At 35.2% G+C, this 19,989-nt stretch carries 14 protein-coding genes and 1 tRNA gene; 9 read left to right on the top strand and 6 right to left on the bottom strand.

Annotated features, from left to right (window positions below; all coding sequences use genetic code 11):
- Nucleotides 1-10 precede the first annotated feature (10 nt).
- Entirely contained in the window at nt 11-1,114 is a 1,104-nt protein-coding gene (lptF, locus tag J3U14_RS02355; RefSeq protein WP_267350777.1) for an LPS export ABC transporter permease LptF, read from the bottom strand.
- 143 nt (nt 1,115-1,257) lie between these two features.
- Here lptF and J3U14_RS02350 point away from each other — a divergent pair, with 143 nt between their 5' ends.
- The 4 genes from J3U14_RS02350 (at nt 1,258) to J3U14_RS02335 (ending at nt 6,571) form a co-directional block, all read left to right on the top strand.
- Nucleotides 1,258-2,739 (top strand): leucyl aminopeptidase, encoded by a 1,482-nt coding sequence (locus tag J3U14_RS02350; protein ID WP_267350778.1) that lies wholly within the window; start codon nt 1,258-1,260, stop codon nt 2,737-2,739.
- Nucleotides 2,740-2,757: 18 nt separating this feature from the next.
- Nucleotides 2,758-3,213, top strand: a complete 456-nt coding sequence (locus J3U14_RS02345) for a DNA polymerase III subunit chi (RefSeq protein WP_267350779.1) — start codon at nt 2,758-2,760, stop codon at nt 3,211-3,213.
- Between the two features lie 144 nt (nt 3,214-3,357).
- On the top strand, nt 3,358-6,216 hold the full coding sequence (locus J3U14_RS02340; protein WP_267350780.1) for a valine--tRNA ligase: 2,859 nt from the start codon (nt 3,358-3,360) through the stop codon (nt 6,214-6,216).
- A gap of 279 nt (nt 6,217-6,495) precedes the next feature.
- Nucleotides 6,496-6,571, top strand: a tRNA-Lys gene (locus J3U14_RS02335).
- Between the two features lie 173 nt (nt 6,572-6,744).
- On the opposite strand, the gene J3U14_RS11705 is transcribed toward J3U14_RS02335, so the two are convergent.
- The 5 genes from J3U14_RS11705 to J3U14_RS11700 all read right to left on the bottom strand — a co-directional run bounded on the left by J3U14_RS11705 (nt 6,745) and on the right by J3U14_RS11700 (nt 10,970).
- Complete coding sequence (locus J3U14_RS11705) at nt 6,745-7,032, bottom strand: tyrosine-type recombinase/integrase (RefSeq protein WP_416380424.1); 288 nt, start codon at nt 7,030-7,032, stop codon at nt 6,745-6,747.
- 14 nt (nt 7,033-7,046) lie between these two features.
- Complete coding sequence (locus J3U14_RS02330; RefSeq protein ID WP_267350782.1) at nt 7,047-7,625, bottom strand: hypothetical protein; 579 nt, start codon at nt 7,623-7,625, stop codon at nt 7,047-7,049.
- Nucleotides 7,626-8,359: 734 nt separating this feature from the next.
- The gene (locus J3U14_RS02325; protein ID WP_267350783.1) at nt 8,360-8,941 is read right to left on the bottom strand and encodes a hypothetical protein; all 582 of its coding nucleotides are present in this window, start codon (nt 8,939-8,941) and stop codon (nt 8,360-8,362) included.
- A gap of 439 nt (nt 8,942-9,380) precedes the next feature.
- Complete coding sequence (locus J3U14_RS11670) at nt 9,381-9,560, bottom strand: carbon storage regulator (RefSeq protein WP_324169809.1); 180 nt, start codon at nt 9,558-9,560, stop codon at nt 9,381-9,383.
- A gap of 1,245 nt (nt 9,561-10,805) precedes the next feature.
- Nucleotides 10,806-10,970 (bottom strand): glycosyltransferase family 25 protein, encoded by a 165-nt coding sequence (locus tag J3U14_RS11700; protein ID WP_416380144.1) that lies wholly within the window; start codon nt 10,968-10,970, stop codon nt 10,806-10,808.
- 707 nt (nt 10,971-11,677) lie between these two features.
- Between J3U14_RS11700 and J3U14_RS02320 the strand changes: the two genes are divergently transcribed.
- The 5 genes from J3U14_RS02320 (at nt 11,678) to J3U14_RS02300 (ending at nt 19,984) form a co-directional block, all read left to right on the top strand.
- Nucleotides 11,678-12,010, top strand: coding sequence for a DMT family transporter (locus J3U14_RS02320; RefSeq protein ID WP_065558273.1), 333 nt, complete (start codon nt 11,678-11,680; stop codon nt 12,008-12,010).
- A 281-nt stretch (nt 12,011-12,291) separates the two neighbouring features.
- Nucleotides 12,292-13,011, top strand: coding sequence for an epoxyqueuosine reductase QueH (locus J3U14_RS02315; protein ID WP_267350784.1), 720 nt, complete (start codon nt 12,292-12,294; stop codon nt 13,009-13,011).
- Between the two features lie 257 nt (nt 13,012-13,268).
- Nucleotides 13,269-17,543, top strand: coding sequence for an acyl-CoA dehydratase activase-related protein (locus J3U14_RS02310; RefSeq protein WP_267350785.1), 4,275 nt, complete (start codon nt 13,269-13,271; stop codon nt 17,541-17,543).
- Between the two features lie 67 nt (nt 17,544-17,610).
- A complete protein-coding gene (locus tag J3U14_RS02305) occupies nt 17,611-18,219 on the top strand; it encodes a CDP-alcohol phosphatidyltransferase family protein (protein WP_267350786.1) in 609 nt (202 codons plus the stop codon).
- A gap of 13 nt (nt 18,220-18,232) precedes the next feature.
- Entirely contained in the window at nt 18,233-19,984 is a 1,752-nt protein-coding gene (locus J3U14_RS02300) for a bifunctional alpha/beta hydrolase/class I SAM-dependent methyltransferase (RefSeq protein ID WP_267350787.1), read from the top strand.
- Nucleotides 19,985-19,989: the final 5 nt, after the last annotated feature.

Genomic DNA, 19,989 nt, shown 5'->3' with positions numbered 1-19,989 from the left:
TTTTTCCCCTTTATGATTTACTGAATTTTAGACGAAGTTTACGCATGAAGATGCTATCCCAGCAATTTAATATCAATGCAATAATAAAATAGGTAATATTAATTAAGTAAAACCAAAATTCAGCATCCATACGACCTTTTCCAGCATTTGCTTTTATTGAACTGGCTAACAGAAAATAGACCAAATAGAGCAGTAAAGCGGGTAAGATTTGCGAAAGCCTACCTTGCCTTGGATTTGTGACACTCAGTGGAATAACTAAAAAAGCCATTAATGGAACAGAAACAATCAGTGTTAACCGCCAATAAAACTCAGCTTTGGTTTTGGGCGTTTTCAGCGTTTGCAATTCAGTTAATCCAAGCTGTTGTACATCAATTTTTTCATCATCACTATTCATATCTAATTCTTTAGGTTTGATAATTCCCAAATAATTATGAAAATTTGATATACGAAAATCTTGTAATTGTATGTTTCCTTCGTAACGATTGGCGCTTTCTAACGTAATAATTTGATTGCCTTCTTTGTCATGGCCGGTTTTGCCTTTATTCGCAATTATGATCGAGGGTCTTTCGTTATCTTTAGTTTTTACTTTAGCGATAAAAACATTTTCTAAATTGTTATTATTGACATTACCAATATAGATGACCGAATTTCCGTCAGGAGTTTGTTGAAATTGTCCGGATAATAATCCCGCTAAACTTGGATTTAATTTTGCATTTTCAATTAATTGACTTTGCTTGATATTTGACCAAGGCCCGAACCATAAAGTATTTAGCATTGTTAATGAGCAGGTGAAGATACATAGTAAAAAAACGACTTGATAAGTGACATTTTTTTTCACGCCGCAGGCATGCATAGCAACCATTTCACTGTCTGAATATAAGCGACCAAATGTAATAAGCACCCCTAAAAAAAGACTTAAAGGTAAAATCAAATCAGCCATATTAGAAATACCCAAGACTAACAAGGGCATGATTAAGTCACGAGGAATATTTCCTTCGATCGCGCTCGATAAAATTTTAATTAATTTTTGAGAAAAGAAAATAAGGAGCAAGATAAACAAAATAGCACCTTGTGTTTTCAATGTCTCTTTAACTAAATATCGACGAATTATCACATTTTACCTATACAAAATTAAACGTTTTTTCAGATCTAATTATTATAAACTGAAATAAGAGTAATTAGTTATCTTTTTGTTGCTATCCCATGATGAATCGATAAAATATTACTATTCGCATTATCTTTTACACGAGAAACATTATGGAATTCTTAATCAAAAACAGTCATACTTTAACGAATCAAAAAACAGAATGTTTAGTTATTTCAATAGATTCAGGTAAGAAACAATCAGACATTGTTAATGAAATCGATGAATTGACTCATGGCATGATTAGCCAACTTATTAAAAGTGGTGATATTAGTGGTGAATTAGGAAAAACCACTCTGTTGTACCCTTGTATAGCTGGTTTTACTCAAAAGTTATTATTGGTTGGCTGTGGCAAATGTAAAGAATTTGATTTTTCAAAAGCCAAAAAAGTGATTCAAAATGTGGTGAAAGAGTTAGTTGCTAAAAATATTAAGAGCATCACTTGGGATTTACTAACCGTCAATACTGCCTATAGTTCAATCATTGCAAAACAATTACCGCAAATTGTGAATGATATAACGTATCACTTTGATCTATTCAAAACGGAAAAAGCACCCAAACTGAATCTTGCTAAAGTTAATTTGATTTATGGTGATAAAGAACAAACGCAATCGATTAGTTGCAATTTACAACAGGGTAAAATTATTGCTGATGCTATCTTGGCTACAAAAACGCTGGCTAATATGCCTTCAAATATCTGTAATGCACAATATTTAGCAGAACAAGGTAAATTGCTAGACAAAACTTATGAATCATTAAAAACGACGTGCTTAGGTGAAAAAGAGCTCGCTAAATTAAATATGAATGCCTATTTAGCAGTAGGAAGAGGTTCACGGAATGAATCGATTATGACTGTTATTGAATATAAAGGCGCGAAAGACAAAAAAGCGCAACCTATTGTTTTAGTCGGTAAGGGATTAACGTTTGATTCTGGTGGTTTGTCAATTAAACCAGCTGCAAGTATGGATGAAATGAAATACGATATGTGTGGCGCAGCTACCGTTTATGGCGTAATGCAAGCTGTAGCAGAATTAAATTTACCAATTAATGTGGTTGGTGTTATGGCTGGATGTGAAAATATGCCCGATGGTAATGCTTATCGTCCTGGCGATATTTTAACGACAATGTCAGGTACAACGGTTGAAGTGATTAATACAGATGCGGAAGGTCGTTTAGTTTTATGTGATACACTAACTTATGTTGAGCGTTTTAATCCAAAAGCGGTGATTGATATTGCAACGCTAACTGGTGCATGTATTGTGGCTTTAGGACATCATTATACGGGCGTGATGGGAAATGATGAAAAGTTAGTAACACAATTAGTGCATGCATCCAACAAAGCGGATGATAAAGCATGGGCTTTACCAATGGATAATGATTTCCAAGATCAGATTAAATCAACGTGTGCCGATATTGTCAATGCTGGTGGGCGTGATGGTGGTACGATTACAGCGGCATGTTTCTTGTCTCGTTTTACTCAAAAATACCATTGGGCACATTTAGATATTGCGGGTACAGCATGGAAATCAGGTGCAAACAAAGGTGCGACAGGGCGACCGGTTGCTATGTTGATTCAATATTTGTTAGATCAATAAGACGGCATTACTATTTTTATGAAAAAAGTGATTTTCTATCTGTTAGAAAACCAAACAGAAGCAAGCGAAACAGGCATATTGTTTTATGAAAAACTCGCTTGCCAAAAAATTGTCGAGGCATGGCAGGCAAAACAAAGAGTGTTGGTTGCTTGCCAAGATCAAGTTCAAGCTGAACGTATCGATGAATACCTTTGGCAACTGGATACCGATAATTTTGTTCCTCATAATTTAGTCGGCGAAGGAATGAAAGGGGGATCACCTGTTGAAATCTGTTGGCCTCAAAAACGCAGTAGTGGCAATCGCCAATTATTGATTAATTTGCAGGAACAATTCCCTGAATTTTCTGGATTATATCATGATATTATTGATTTTGTGCCTGTTGAGGAACGATTGAAATCACTTGCCAGAAATAGGTATAAAACGTATAAAGAAAGTGGTTTTAATCTGAAAACAATACCCATATTATGTACATAATGGCTAGTATTGCTATGCTTGGTCATTAAGTTTTCAAACAGCAAATTTAATACTTTATGATAGTATTAAGCCAATTTATTGTTTTTCTATTTTATTGTAAAATAGTTCCATTTTTATGCCTTGAATTAGGATTAATGCATTTATATGAAAAATTCGACTTATAATCCACAAGAAATCGAACAGCCCATTTACCAACATTGGGAACAGAGCGGTTATTTTAAACCCAACGGTGACAAATCCCAGCCTAGCTATTGCATAGCGATACCACCACCTAATGTGACAGGTAGTTTACATATGGGACATGCGTTTCAACAAACGATTATGGATGCGTTGATTCGGTATCATCGTATGCAAGGTCATAACACATTATGGCAATCTGGTACTGACCATGCCGGTATTGCAACGCAAATGGTGGTAGAGCGTAAAATTGCAGCCGAAGAAAGTAAAACCCGTCATGATTATGGTCGTGAAGCTTTTATTGAAAAAATTTGGCAATGGAAAGCCGAATCTGGGGGAAGCATTACTAAGCAAATGCGTCGTTTGGGTGATTCGGTTGATTGGGATCGTGAGCGTTTTACCATGGATGAAGGTTTATCTAATGCCGTTAAAGAGGTATTTGTAAGGCTTTATCAAGAGGATTTAATTTATCGTGGTAAACGTTTAGTAAACTGGGATCCGAAGTTACGTACAGCTATTTCTGATTTAGAAGTTGAAAATCGTGAAGTAAAAGGGTCTATGTGGCATTTGCGTTATCCCTTAGCTGACGGCGCAAAAACTGCTGATGGCAAAGACTATTTAGTGGTTGCAACTACTCGCCCCGAAACGCTATTTGGGGATACCGGTGTGGCTGTTAATCCTGAAGATCCGCGTTACAAAGATTTAATTGGTCACTATGTGATATTGCCTTTTGTTAACCGTCGTATTCCGATTGTTGGCGATGAACATGCTGATATGACCAAAGGTACCGGTTGTGTAAAAATTACACCTGCGCATGATTTCAATGACTACGAAGTCGGTCGTCGACATCAATTACCGATGATCAACATTTTTACATTTGACGGTGATATTCGTGCACAAGCTGAAGTTTTTGATACCAATGGTGAAGCAAGTGATATCTATTCAACTGATATTCCGTCTGAGTTCCAAAATTTAGAGCGTTTTGCAGCACGCAAAGCGGTCATTGCTGCATGTGAAGCTCAAGCCATTTTAGAAAAAATCGAACCGCATGATTTAACCATTCCTTATGGCGATCGTGGTGGCGTTGTTATCGAACCAATGTTAACAGACCAATGGTATGTTCGAGCTAAAGTGTTAGCTGAGCCAGCTATTGATGCGGTGAAAAATGGCGATATTCAATTTGTACCAAAACAGTACGAAAACATGTACTTTTCTTGGATGAATGATATTCAAGATTGGTGTATTTCACGTCAATTATGGTGGGGTCATCGTATTCCTGCTTGGTATGATCAGCAAGGTCGTGTGTATGTTGGACGCGATGAAGCTGAAGTCCGACGAGAAAATAATTTATCTGACGATATTATTTTATCTCAAGATGAAGATGTGCTTGATACATGGTTCTCATCTGCGCTTTGGACATTCTCAACATTAGGTTGGCCAGAAAATACCGATGATTTAGCAACTTTTCATCCAACGAATGTTTTAGTTACAGGCTTTGATATCATCTTCTTCTGGGTAGCTAGAATGATCATGATGACCATGCACTTTATTAAAGATAAAGACGGCAAACCTCAAGTTCCGTTTAAAACAGTCTATGTGACAGGCTTGATTCGTGATGAAGAAGGGCAAAAAATGTCTAAATCTAAAGGAAATGTTATCGATCCTTTAGATATGATTGATGGGATATCACTTGCTGATTTACTCGAAAAACGTACTGGTAATATGATGCAACCTCAATTGGCTGAAAAAATAGCCAAACGTACGGAAAAACAGTTTCCAAACGGGATAGAAGCACATGGTACTGATGCATTACGCTTTACTTTAGCGGCGCTTGCATCAACTGGGCGTGATATCAATTGGGATTTAAAACGTTTAGAAGGTTATCGTAACTTCTGTAATAAACTTTGGAATGCTAGCCGTTATGTGCTAATGAACACCGAAGCACATGATTGTGGTTTCAAAGGTGGCGATCTGGCTTATTCATTAGCGGATAAATGGATATTAGCTGAATTTAACCAAACCGTGAAATCTTATCGTGAAGCTTTTGATACTTATCGATTTGATTTAGCTGCTAATATTTTATATGAATTTACGTGGAATCAGTTCTGTGATTGGTATTTAGAATTGACTAAATCAGTATTAGCCAATGGTGGACAATCCGAACAACGTGCTGCCCGTCATACCTTAGTCACCGTTCTTGAGGCATTATTACGACTTGCACATCCAATTATTCCTTTTATTACAGAAGAGATTTGGCAAAGTGTTAAACCATTAATGGCGATTAAAGCCGATACTATTATGTTACAGCCGATGCCTGCATTTGATAGCAAGCATACTGATGACCAAGCCGTTGCGGATATTAACTGGATTAAAGATGTGGTCATTGCTGTTCGAAATATTCGTGCTGAGATGAATATTGCACCAAGTAAACCATTGCAACTATTGATTCGTAAAGCTTCGCCTACAGTTCATCGAATCATCAGTGATAATATCAATTTTATTGAATCGTTAGCCAGATTATCCGAAATTGTCTTATTAGATGAGGGTGAAACGGGGCCATTATCAGTAACTAAATTGGTGGATGGCGCTGAGCTATTAATGCCAATGGCTGGCTTAATTAATAAATACGATGAATTAGCGCGTCTTGAAAAAGAGATAGCCCGTATTGACGGTGAAATAGCTCGTATTGCCGGTAAATTATCGAATGCCAGTTTTGTAGATAAAGCACCGGCAGCAGTCGTTGCCAAAGAGAAAGAAAAACAACAAGGCTATATTGATGATAAAACCAAATTGCAAGAACAATATCTTGCGATTAAAAATTTATAGTCTTGCCAATAAAATCTCTCGCTAAAATAGCGAGAGATTTTTTTACCTTGCTCCATTATTGCTTATCGATGATACCTGAAATTGTATATTAACTGACCGCTATTAAGGTTGATAAAGTACCGCCATTATAAAATGATACATGTTATATTTGTAATTAGACCATGTGGGCGTTAAGGTATGAAATGATATATTAAGATTAATATCAATGTTTTACAAAAAAAATTGGTGTTGCTAATTTGCTTTTGAATTAAGTTTACTATATACTTCGAAATACTTTATGGGTTGTTAGCTCAGTCGGTAGAGCAGTTGACTCTTAATCAATTGGTCGCGGGTTCGATCCCCTCACAACCCACCATAAAAGTATGATTTATAAGTATTTTACGCTGTCTGTAAAATTGTGCCGTTAATGTCACTTGTGCTTGTGTCGCAAATGTGACATTACTGCCGTACTGTAGCAAGTGTTCGGTGTTCAAGTGGGCGTATTTTTTCACCATTTTTATCGTCTCCCATCCGCCAAGATCTTTGAGCTTATAGAGTGGTGTGCCAGCTGGCCCACGTGTGACGTAAATCGTGAAATGTGAAATCTTGTATACGGGACAATTCACACGCCCTATTAAAATCACGACGATCAATGTCATAAACTCGTTTTAGCGTATCTCTCGTAAAAACATACTCACAATCATTTTTTAAACGTCGTTTTCGTATCAACGCTAATGCGTCTGAGTTTAATATCAGTGAACGGGCTTTACTTGATTTTGCATTATCATTTGTGACTGATGCTATCCTGTTAACTACATCCACATTATGCCATGTCATCGTAAAAATTTCGGTCATACGTGCACCTGTTGATTACGCAAAAGAACACACATCTTCATCAAGTCCAGACTTAAATTCTGAATGAGCAAAACCGCCTTTTCTCGTGTTATCCACCTAACCCGTACATTCGGCTTCTTGGATCGTGGTACATACGGGACGGCAACGATCCAGCTCGATTTGTGCGCCAATGAAAACATGAGCATTATGTCCGCTCGATATCTGTTTAATGTCGCATTGGAGACGGGCTTGCCCGTTCTTTCAACTTTCACAGGTAAAGATTCACGGATTTCCTCCCCCGTGATTGATGATAATTCTCGACCAGAAAAATACTTCAACAAATATTCAGCTCGTGACTGTTTTGTTTTGAAACTTTTTTGATCTTGACCGTCTCGTAAAAATAAAATAACCGCATCTTCTAAAAATCTCTCCGGTTTTTTATTTAATCTCGACATCTCCCACAATTCAGACTTCAATCGATCATGATATTCTAACGCTTGTTTTTTGTCGGTAGTGCCAGTAGATCGCCTAATTCTTTTGCCACCCGGTGCGACGATGTCAATATGCCATACATCGCCTCGCTTTTTAATTGACATTTTTTTACCTCCTTTTTCTTAAAGGTTAGCCGGTTGGCTTTATGAAGCGATATAAATTTTTCTTCAAATTCTTTTTTATAGGCTAAACATTTTCAGATTTTCTTTCTGATTTAGATTGAGAAGAAAAACAATACTCTATTTTGTGTTCATAAAGGTATGAGTACAATAATTTAGACATCTCCAACGCTTCTTTTAGGGTTATAATTTCCATTTTTATTACTTTATTATTGGTTATTTGATAAAAGATACTCAATGCGTGTTGGAGCGTTTACCGCTAATGTGGTCAAAAAGAGGTTTATTAACAGTTGGTAATAAAATATCTTTAACTTGTTTATCTGTTTCATTTCATTTAAACAACTGTTATGTCCAACCTAAATCAAATGGGGGAGGATTAAAACAGACCAAATAGAATAATTCATAGGGGGTAGTAAATCTGTAAAATCGAGTTGAACATCTGGACTAATTTTAATGTTGGGTCATCACATAAAATGTGGCTCTCGTTTCGTATAGCGCAAAACAGTACTCGGTCGTCGTGTTTATCGAAATAAAACATGCAAGATCCACAGTAAACGTTAATGACGTGTTTGTCAATCATGTTCAAAATTATTATCCTTTAGGTAAAAGAGTGAAAAGGTTTGGTTACTTTTAGGTTAGTGGAGTTACAAATATGCTTATCAAGAGGTCTTGAGAATTAAAAAAGGGCGAACTGCCCTCTTTAATAATATACCTCAAACCTATTTGAGGTTATGCTCTTGTTCGTAAGCTCTTCTCATCTTTTGAATATAAAAAATTTCATGTATCATATTAACTGCTGAGTCAGTACTTATCGAAAAATACATATCAGGGAATAATGAAAAATAAGACGGGTTCCTTTTAAATGTTAAATATGGTTTTTTTTCGTTATCATGGAATAAGAAAAAATCCGTAGTAGATGTTTTTCCATTGGGTTTATTGGGGGTATTATTCGGTAATGAATTTTGCGTTTCATTTAAGGTGATCAACTGTTCTTCGTATGGAAGCTTAGCCCATTTTAGGAAAATGACTAATTTTTTAATCATTTCATCTGAGTGTTCATAAGTGATAATAGGCATCCCAACTATTGCATTACCTGCATCGTAACGGTACGAAAAATAGTCCCATTTTAAACTAGCGAATAATACAGCATCGGATGGACGAGGATACTTTTTTGAGCCATCCTCATTAAGCATAATAAATGTCACATCACTTTTATAATATTTATTTCCCCAAATTTGTGAAAAAATAGAGCTGCATCCACTTAAAAATAAACACATAAACAATATTGTTATTTTTTTCATAAAAATTTCCTTTTATTAGATTTACTTCAATCTTATTATATAAGGTACATAAATGTAAAAGGAATTCATTTTGCATCTGTATCGTAGGGTTACGCCATTGTTTCAATCCAATTATTAGCGCTATAGCGACTGTTGTTACTATAAATTAATTACACTGTGCCAGTAACGTTTAATTTTCTAGAAACAATAACGATTTTTTCTTCGCAATCCTCGCGGTTCGCATCCAGATCTGTGATCTCAGCAAACTCCCAATCAGTTAAATCCTCGTCGGTTATGTCATTATTGTTGTTGTCATAAATGCGGATTTCGGTCTAATCCCAACAATCACTGCCCTCGTTACATCCAACCAAATTTTCGTTTTTATCATCTATTAAATTATTGTTAACCCAATGCATATGTAGCTCCTAAAATGTTCAGATATTACTGTAGTTTTTCCATTTTATTTCTCCGCGATCGAATTAGATGGTTGTTTATTTTTAGGACTATCCCTTAGAATAGGGACGTCTGTTGGGGCGTCTATCCCGATTCGCGAATAACATCCGTTCGTTGAAATAACCGTAAACACAATGTTATCGCCGATAATAATTGATTCTCTGGCGCGTCTTGTAAGAACTAGCATTTCATTGCTGGTAATTTATTGATTCTTAAAACTAATTCCTCGCTGAAAAGTTTTCATGTTTGATACCCGCGAAGCGATGCATCAAATAGTAAATAATAATGATGCCGATTGGTCTATCCAGTAGGAACGGTTATAGCTCTCCCTATGACGTTATCAACTGTTTTTTTATTTTGCGCTAGCTAGCAACGCGTACAGTGGGTGCCACATAGCGAGTGCAATCCAGAAACTCGACATCATTTGTACGAGTTTGTGGTAAAACTGGCAATAATTACACAAATTCTTCAGTCAAAATTGTGGTTATTAGGAGGTAACATGACTATTTTTTATCATTTATATCACAACGAATTCAATGATTTTAATATCAGCAAAATACCTAAAAACGCAATCGAAATTACGGCTGAATATCACAAAAAACTATTTAAGTAGCAAACAGCAAAATGCGTTATACAGCCGGAAAAACAAGGCCAGCCCGTTGCCGTAGATTTTTGTTTTAATAGCCGAACGGATTATCGCCGAAAATAACCTGAAAAACAAAAATTAAATGACATTACTAACAAAAAAATTGAGTTTTTACAGGATACAATTGATCTCGAAATGTCCGTGGGTGATAAGGTTACATAATTGAAATCGTGGAAAAATACCGAATACTATTAACGTGTATTGACGTTAATAGTGTTGATATTGATTCACGTACCCGCCTGATTAGCGTTTAGTACTGGTGGTAATGACGATATTTTGGTTTTTTTGAAAATATTTGCAGTATCGAAAAAATAAAATGCATTTTGGGTCTTTTTTCTATGTTATATAATTTTTGTCGATAATTTTCGATTAGCAACAACCAATTTGCTCTCCTCCTTTAGTGAGGAATCATTCTTATCGCGATCATTGGTTTCAATTAGATGTGGCAGGGTGACGTGACGTAAATTTTTACGTCACCGCTGGTTCTGAAAATTTCAAACATATCTGCCCCGTATCTGATTGGCATTAGAAAATCAACCATTTTTTGAGCGGTTTTTAGCATGATAATATAGCCGGTTGTGCGAACCTCCCTTGGATATTGGGAAAACATTAAACTCGCCGAGTTTTATCTTTTTATTTTTTGCATACTCAACGTCATCAGTCTGTAAAAACATCCCGTTTTTTGTTTTTTCAAATGCACTTATAAAATCCAAAACTCTATTATCGAGGATAGCATCGTCCTCAATAATTAGCGAATATGGCAACCTCCGTTTTTATAATTTCTCTTTACACCCCTATATAACTCAGAGCGCAACCGATTTCTCCATTCGTCAAAAAACAATTTTTATAATCGTAAACGTTGGCACGTATAAAATTTTCATCTAATTCACGCCCATCAATTGCTGTTAAAATCTCAAAATCCATTTTTAATTTTTTACATAAATTAGTAATTCTATTCTATCTGTCAATCGCTCTATTCAACTTTATAACAAATGTTCTCATTAATTAACTTTTCACTAATATAATTTAAAATATCGTCGATTGTTAAATATATATATTTGATTGAATTGATTAGCAATAATTTATTCATAAATAACAACTATTTGTTTTCAGATATGTCAAAATTTACTATATTGTGTAATAAATTTTTGTTTGATATTATACATGCGGAGAGGTCACAAACGGTTTTGTAATGTAAATGTAAATGATATTTTGTTGGTGCGGTGATAAAATTAATAAGGGAATTCGAAATGGTTATTGATAGGATAGTTTGGAGTGTGGCATATTTGTGTCGTAAATAATATAAAATAAACTAAAATAATGTTAAAAGCTTTACATTTTCGGGAGCGATTATTGTCTATAGTTTATTGATTTATATTTATTTAATGGTTTCTTGATTTTCAAGAACTCGACACCCTTAATCAATTGGTCGCGGGTTCGATCCCCTCACAACCCACCATTTAATATTCCTTTTTAATAATTTTCTAGCTTTGATAGCTTTCAAGTTTACCTGTTTGTTCAAATTAGCATGATGAAATGAAACCATAATTAAGCTTTAATATTATTGATTAAGGTGTGATAGGTTAATAAAACATCAGAACGTTAAGGTTTTAAACTTAACCAATAAATTTGTTTTTCAAATGACTATAGGTATTATTATGAATGCATATCTTTATCTTTTTTTCGCTATTATTTGTGAAGTTATCGCTACATCTTCATTAAAATTATCGAATGGGTTTACCCATCTTATTTATTCTATTATTACAATTGTTGGTTATAGCGCATCATTTTATATTCTTTCCTTAGCATTAAAAACCATTCCCGTAGGTATTGCTTATGCGATTTGGTCAGGAATTGGTATTGTGCTTATTAGTTTGATTGCTTGGATCTTTATGAAACAAACTTTGGACTTAGCGGCTGTAATCGGTATGGGATTTATCATGTTTGGGGTAATTATTATAAACTTATTTTCTAAAGTGTCAGGGCACTAATATTATTGATATCGATTTTGAGATGAATAATTAATCAGTATAACAGTTTGTTTTAATAAGTTAATCAATGAACAAGGTTAGATGATTGAATAAACTTCAGGTTTAATGACTATTGAGTAAAAGCACGCTATTGACGTAATAATTAGATTATCAAAAAGTTTTAGTTATTACCTTTGTTTCAGTATAAAAAATTACATGCTAAGCTTGAATGGTTGCGTTTATCGCTATATCATAGCGCAGCTTAAAAAGACTTTAATCATCAAAATTATAAACGAGTCATCATGTTAATTAATGCTAAAAATATACTGGAAAAATTAAATCCTCATAACAAAATCAATTACGATTCTGTTTTACAAGAAGTCATCGCAGATTGGCAGCACGAAGCAGTTCGCCCTAAATTATTGATTCATAGTTGCTGTGCACCATGTAGTACCTATGTTTTAGAGTATTTGGCGCAGTATGCTGATATTACTATCTATTTTGCCAATTCGAATATTCATCCAAGAGTTGAATATGAACACCGTAGTCTGGTTCAACAAAAATTCATCAACGATTTTAACCTGAAAACAGGGCATAATGTCCAGTTTTTAGAAGCACCTTACCAACCGGCAGAGTTTGTTAAACAAGTTGGGCATTTGCGTGATGAGCCCGAAGGAGGAGAGCGTTGTCATCTCTGCTATAAAATGCGCTTAGATTTGGCAGCGATTAAAGCGCAAGAATTGGGATACGATTATTTTGCTAGTGCATTGACGTTAAGTCCTAAAAAAAATAGCCAGAAAATCAATCAACTGGGTTTTGAAATTCAAGAAATTTTTTCGGTGAATTATCTACCTTCTGATTTTAAAAAAAATAATGGTTATAAACGTTCTATCGAGCTTTGCAAAGAATATGATGTCTATCGACAATGTTATTGTGGTTGTATTTTTGCTGCTAAAGCGCAAGGCGTCGATTTAAAAAATGTTATTGCGATCGCTAAGCAGGGATTAGAAAAAATGAATTAATACATATTATTATCCTCATAAAAGATACAAAAAAATAGTTAGTTCACCCTATTAAAAATGGTTTTAGCTAACTATTTTCTCTGATAGAAATTAATTTAATAGGATTTTAAAAACGCAACTTTAAAACAAAATATTTTTTAACCAAATTGATTAAAAAAAAATAAGATTCGGCTATAATTATTACACATAAAAAATAAAGCGATATTGATTATATCGATAAAAAAAGTAATGGATGCTTTGGGGATTATGTGCTGCTTATGTCAAAATTATTTAAATTTGGTTTAGATGTGGGTTCCACAACAGCGAAATGTGTTGTACTTGATGAGTTTGACAATTTTGTTTATACCAATTACGTTCGTCATAATACACATATTGTGGCGACAGTCCTCGATTTACTTAATGAAATTAAACAGAAGTTAGGTAATAATATTTGTCTATCCGTCAAGGTAACGGGTTCGGCTGGTATGGGAATATCTGAAAAAGCCCATATTCCTTTTATCCAAGAAGTGGTGGCGGCATCTGAAGTTGTGCAGCGCAACTATCCCGAAGTCAGAACCTTAATTGATATTGGCGGTGAAGATAGTAAGATGATTTTCTTCTTTCCCGATCGTCCTCCCGATATTCGAATGAACGGTAGCTGTGCAGGTGGGACAGGGGCATTTATCGATCAAATGGCAACGCTATTAAACACGCCTGTTCAACAATTTGATCAACTCGCTCAACATCATGACAAAATCTTTCCGATTGCTTCTCGTTGTGGCGTTTTTGCCAAAACCGATGTCCAAAATCTCATTAGTCGTAATGTCTCAAAAGAAAATATCGCCTATTCTGTTTTACATGCTGTTTGTATTCAACTCGTTAATACCTTAGCACGTGGTTATGATATCGTTCCTAAAGTGATGTTAATTGGTGGGCCATTTTCCTTTATTCCAACCTTAGGTAAAGCAGCGCTTAATACGTTGAAATTAGGTGAAGATCAGCTAGTTGAAACGCCTTATCCAACATTGTTGTCTGCTTGGGGGGCGGCAATTCATCCGATTGAACGTGCTGAACTTTCAATTAATAGTTTTATCGAGAAATTAAATGCTTCAACAAAAATTGCAGTGAATCAATCTTTTCGATTATCTCCTCTTTTTAATGAAGCCTTATCATTTGATGACTGGAAAAAAAGACGAAAATATATCGATATTCCTCGATTAAATATCGCAGATTATAAAAAGCAAAATGCTTTTTTGGGCATAGATAGTGGTTCAACGACAACCAAAATTACGTTAATTAGTGAAGATGATGAACTACTGTTTACTTATTATGCCCCCAATAACGGTCATTCAATTAGTGCACTGATTAAAGGATTATCTCAATTAAAAAAAGAAATTGAGACATCCAATAAAGATATTGTGATTTTGCGGACGGGTGTCACCGGTTATGGAGAAGAGTTATTAAAAGCCGCATTTGGTATTGATGATGGTTTAGTTGAAACGATGGCGCATTTTGCCGCAGCAAAGCATATTGATCCAAATGTCAGTTTTATCATGGATATCGGTGGTCAAGATATGAAAGCCATTTTTATTGCCAATGGTGTGGTTAATCATATCGAACTTAATGAAGCTTGTTCATCAGGGTGTGGTTCATTCATTGAAACTTTTGCTAAATCATTAAATTCAAATACCATTGATTTCGCCGATGCGGCCTGTCAATCAACTCATCCTTGTGATTTAGGTACACGCTGTACTGTGTTTATGAACTCTAAAGTTAAACAAGCCCTTCGCGAAAATGCCACCATGGGGGATATTTCGGCTGGACTTGCGTTTTCAGTGATTAAAAATGCAATTCATAAAGTGCTTAAACTGCACGATATGCGTAAATTAGGTAATAATATCGTCGTGCAAGGTGGAACTTTTAAGAATCCTGCTGTTTTTCGAGCCTTAGAACAATTAACCGGTGCGCAAATCACCAGCTCAAATATCCCTGAATTAATGGGCGCCTATGGCTCTGCTTTAGTGGCAAAAAATCATTTTGTTGAAAATAATACACCTTCACAATTTATTGGGCTGGATAACTTAGCAAAAGCTGAAGATAACAAAGCGAAACCTTCTCGCTGTAAGGGGTGCGAAAATAATTGTGATATTATGATCTACCGTTTTGCCAATGGGCAAAAATATTATTCTGGTAATAAATGTGAACGTTTCTTAAGTAATAATCAATATAAAGATAATCATGCCTTTAACATGTTTGATTATAAAAACGCGCTCTTGTTTGATCGAATCACTGTCGAAAATCCTCAAGCAAAAATTAATATAGGCATACCTCGTGTTCTTGGACAATATGAAAATTTTCCTTTTTGGCATACGTTATTGACTCAAAGTGGTATCAACGTAATACTTTCACCTTATTCGACCCATAAAATTTATGAACAAGGAGCAGGTACAGTGATGTCTGATAGTATCTGTTTTCCTGCTAAATTAGCACATGGGCATATTATGGAATTAGTTGGTCAAAAAGTGGATCGTATTTTTATGCCTATGGTCGTATTTGAATCATCACAGTTTGATAATGCAGTAAATAGTTATAATTGTCCTATTGTGAGTAGTTATGCAGAAGTCATACATAGTGCTATCAATCCAGAATTAAAATATGGTATTCCGATTGATTATCCTGTGATGAATTTCACGGATGTGAAGTTACTCAAAAAAAGTTGTGTTCAATATTTACGGTCATTAGGTATAGCGAAAAAAGTCATTGATAACGCCTTTTCGGCAGCATTAATGGCACAGTCCCAGTTTAAACAGAATCTTTACAACAAAGCGATTGAAGTATTAGATAATGCCAAACAAACAGGGCGATATGTATTTATTTTAGCAGGACGGCCTTATCATAGTGATAGTTTAATAAACCATAAAACACCTGAAATCTTAAATGCGCTTGGTTGTGATGTGATTACTGAAGATTCTGTATTAGGTGGCATTAGCCAGTTACCGCCAGAACTTCAAATTTGTTCTCAATGGAACTACCCGAATCGTTTATATGCTGCCGCTTCATTCGTTGCAGAGCAACCCAATAATATCCAATTTGTTCAACTTAATTCATTTGGTTGCGGGCCTGATGCTATTGTTACCGATGAGTGTAAAGCAATTTTAGAATCAAAAGGTAAAACCGGTACGATAATTCGTGTTGACGAAATTACCGCAACGGGTTCTGTCAGATTACGTTTACGTTCCATTATTGAATCGATACGAATGAATCATCAGCAACCGTTAAAAACAGATGAACGTAAAAAAACGGCTATTTTTAGCAAGCAAGATAAACAACGTCGAACCATTTTAGCACCGTTTATCTCCGATTTTTATTCTCCGCTTTTAACGCCAATTTTTGCGTTATCGGGTTATAAACTGGAAACATTACCTAAACCAGATAAGCGTTCAGTCGAATGGGGATTAAAATACTGCAATAACGAAATCTGTTATCCAGCAACAATTATTGTTGGGGATATTATTAAAGCATTGCGTTCAGGTAAATATGACCGTAATGATGTGGCAATAGGGATAACTCAAACGGGTGGACAATGTCGAGCGAGTAGTTATTTATCGTTGATCAAGAAAGCGATGATCAGTAATGGTTTTGAAGATATTCCCATTATTTCACTTAGTACTGGAAATATTAATGAAATAGAACAACCTGGCTTTAAGCTAAATTGGTTTAAAACATTACCGATAACTTTTTTTGCGATGCTTTTTGCTGATTCACTATCAAAAATGTATTACGCCATTGCGCCAAGAGCGAAAGTTAAACAACAAGCTGATCAGCTTAAAGCGCTTTATATGCATAAATTGCAACAACTTATTCAACAAAAGCAAGGTAAAAAGGCCATCTTCGAACTATTAACGCAAGCCGTTCTACACTTTAATCAAATTGAAACACACCATAAAGATTGTCCACAAATTGGTATAGTGGGCGAAATTTACGTTAAATATAATAGTTTTGGTAATCAACACAGTGTTGAATGGCTAGTCGAGCAGGGTATTGAACCGGTTATTCCACCAATGATTGAGTTTTTTGCGCAATGTTTTGTTAATTATGATAGTAATGTCAATAATTATCTCTCATCAAAGAGTTATATCTCTTATCTAATGTCCTTTTTTGAAAAGATTGCATATCGGTATATTGATAAAACAAATAAAATTTTGTCCCAATTTAAGTATTATCAACCTTTCCATAATATTCGCGATATGTCTAAAAAGGCTGAAGAAATCTTAAATCTGGCGAATCAATATGGTGAAGGTTGGTTGATTCCTGCTGGCATTATGACATTTGCTGAACAGGGAATTAACAATGTTATTAGCCTGCAACCGTTTGGATGTATTGCAAATCATGTTGTATCTAAAGGTGTTGAAAAACGAATGCGAGATCTTAACCCAAAACTCAACTTACTCTATTTAGACTTTGATGATGGTGCAGGCGAAGTAAATGTGCTTAATCGTTTGCATTTTATGGTAAGTTCATTAAAGTATACACAGTTACAACGGATTGTTTAAATGTTTAAGTACATGACGATTCAGTGTAAGTCATAGTAATAAAGAGTAATTTATAAAAGGATTGTTTGTGTTATCAATTTATCAATTAAAATCCCGATTTCAATCGTTACTTCGTCCCTGCGTTGAGAAATTCTATAATGCGAACATTACCGCTAATCAGGTCACCTTATTCGCTTGTATGGGCTCTATTTTTATCGCCTTGATTGTGAGTTATTTTATTGAATATCTTTGGCTATTTTTCTTAATTCCAATATGGATGTTTATTCGAATGGCGCTCAATGCCATTGATGGCATGTTAGCACGAGAGTATCATCAAAAATCTAATTTGGGCGCATATTTAAATGAAATAACGGATGTTATTTCCGATTGTGCGCTATTATTAGTATTTATTCAGGTGCCAAGTGTCAATACTGGTTTAGTGATATTGATTGTGTTACTGTCTTTTTTAACTGAATATAGTGGTGTTTTAGGGTTACTAATTGGTGCATCCAGACGGTATGACGGTCCAATGGGAAAAAGCGATAGAGCTTTTATTTTTAGCTTAATCAGTTTAGGTATTGCTACCGGTTTGTTACCATTGAATTGGATAAATGCGTTATTAGGGATAATTATTTTTTTACTCATATGGACGACTGTGAATCGAATTCGAAAAGGTTTGCAAGAAGCTAAAATTTAACAAGGAGTTGTCGATGCGTCAACAGCAACAAAAAACATTCACAAGCCATGATGGATGCCAAATATTTTATCGCTATTGGCCGGCAATAGATGGCGATATTCAACCCAAACAAGCGATTGTGCTTTTTCATCGAGGACATGAACATTCTGGTCGAATAGCGCATCTTGCCGACGAACTTGAATTACCTAATTTTCAAATTTTCGCATGGGATGCCCGAGGTAATGGACAATCAGAAGGTGAACGAGGCGATGCCCCCAATTTTGCCACGTTGATCAAGGATGCGAATGCTTTTATTGAACACATTACCCAAGAATATAGTTTAAGACAACAAGATATTGCAATAATTGCACAAAGTGTGGGTGCCGTCATTGCAAGTGCATGGGTACATGACTATACCCCTAATATTCGAGCCTTAGTACTAGGAGCGCCTGCTTTTCGTGTAAAACTTTATGTTCCTTTGGCAGTGCCTGGTTTAAAATTATTATATAATCTGAAAGGTAATTTTTTTGTTAATAGTTACGTTAAATCTGGATTATTGACTCATGACAAACAACGAGCAGAATCATTTAATCAAGATCCATTAATCACTCGACCAATTTCAGTCAGATTGCTACTTGATTTATATTCTGTAGCTGATCGTATTGTTAAAGATGCTAATGCAATAACAGTGCCAACTCAAATACTTGTTTCTGGTTCTGATTTTGTTGTCAGAAGCAAACCTCAGAAACAGTTTTATGAAAATTTAGGTACCACTCAAAAAGAATTTCATATTTTGCCTAATTTTTATCATGACACGTTTGGTGAACAAGAACGCCATATCGCTATTGAAAGAGCAAGGCGTTTTATTATAGGGTGCTTTGCAAATCAACCGAATATTCCTTCTTTGGTTAACGCAGATCTTGTTGGTTACACTAAGCAAGAAGCCGATAATTTATCATTGCCTGTTAAGGGAATAGTTAAACCTCTATACTGGAAATTCATTAAAGCTAATTTAAAATATGCCAGTAAAATTTCTGATGGTATCAAACTTGGAGTTGAAACTGGGTTCGACTCAGGTAGTACATTGGATTATGTTTATCGTAATCAACCTTCAGGAAGTTCAAAATTAGGTCAGTTTTTTGACTATATTTATTTGCAATCAATGGGTTGGCGAGGAATTCGGCAACGTAAAATACATCTTGAAGAATTATTAAAATTAGCCATATCGCAATTACAAAAACACGATAATATCGTCAATATTGTTGATATAGCAGCAGGTCATGGACGTTATATTCTTGAGACTATTAATCAATTAGCCAAGAAACCTGATTCAGTACTCCTTAGAGATTATAGCGATATTAATATTCGTGATGGTCAAAATTTGATTACTGAATTAGGCTTGAGTCACCTTGTTCAGTTTGAAAAGGGCGATGCTTTTAACAGACAGCAGTTAGCTGACCTATCGCCTAAACCAACATTAGCTGTCGTTTCTGGTTTGTATGAATTGTTTAGTGATAATTCATTATTACGTGAGTCTTTATCGGGTTTAGCGGATGCTATCCCCAAAGGTGGATATTTAATTTATACCAATCAACCTTGGCATCCTCAACTTGAGTTTATTGCCCGAGCATTAACTTCACATCGTGACGGGCAACCATGGATAATGCGCAGACGGACACAGCTTGAAATGGATCAACTTGTCATGGCAGCAGGCTTTCGAAAAGTCACAATGCGTATTGATCAGTGGGGGATTTTTACGGTGTCATTAGCTCAGCGCATTGATTAATTGAT

It is taken from the genome of Gilliamella sp. B3801 (assembly GCF_026536645.1).
GTDB lineage: Bacteria > Pseudomonadota > Gammaproteobacteria > Enterobacterales > Orbaceae > Gilliamella > Gilliamella apicola_I.
The sequence above is the reverse complement of the archived record's forward strand: the minus strand, read 5'-3'. Positions and strand labels throughout refer to the sequence as shown.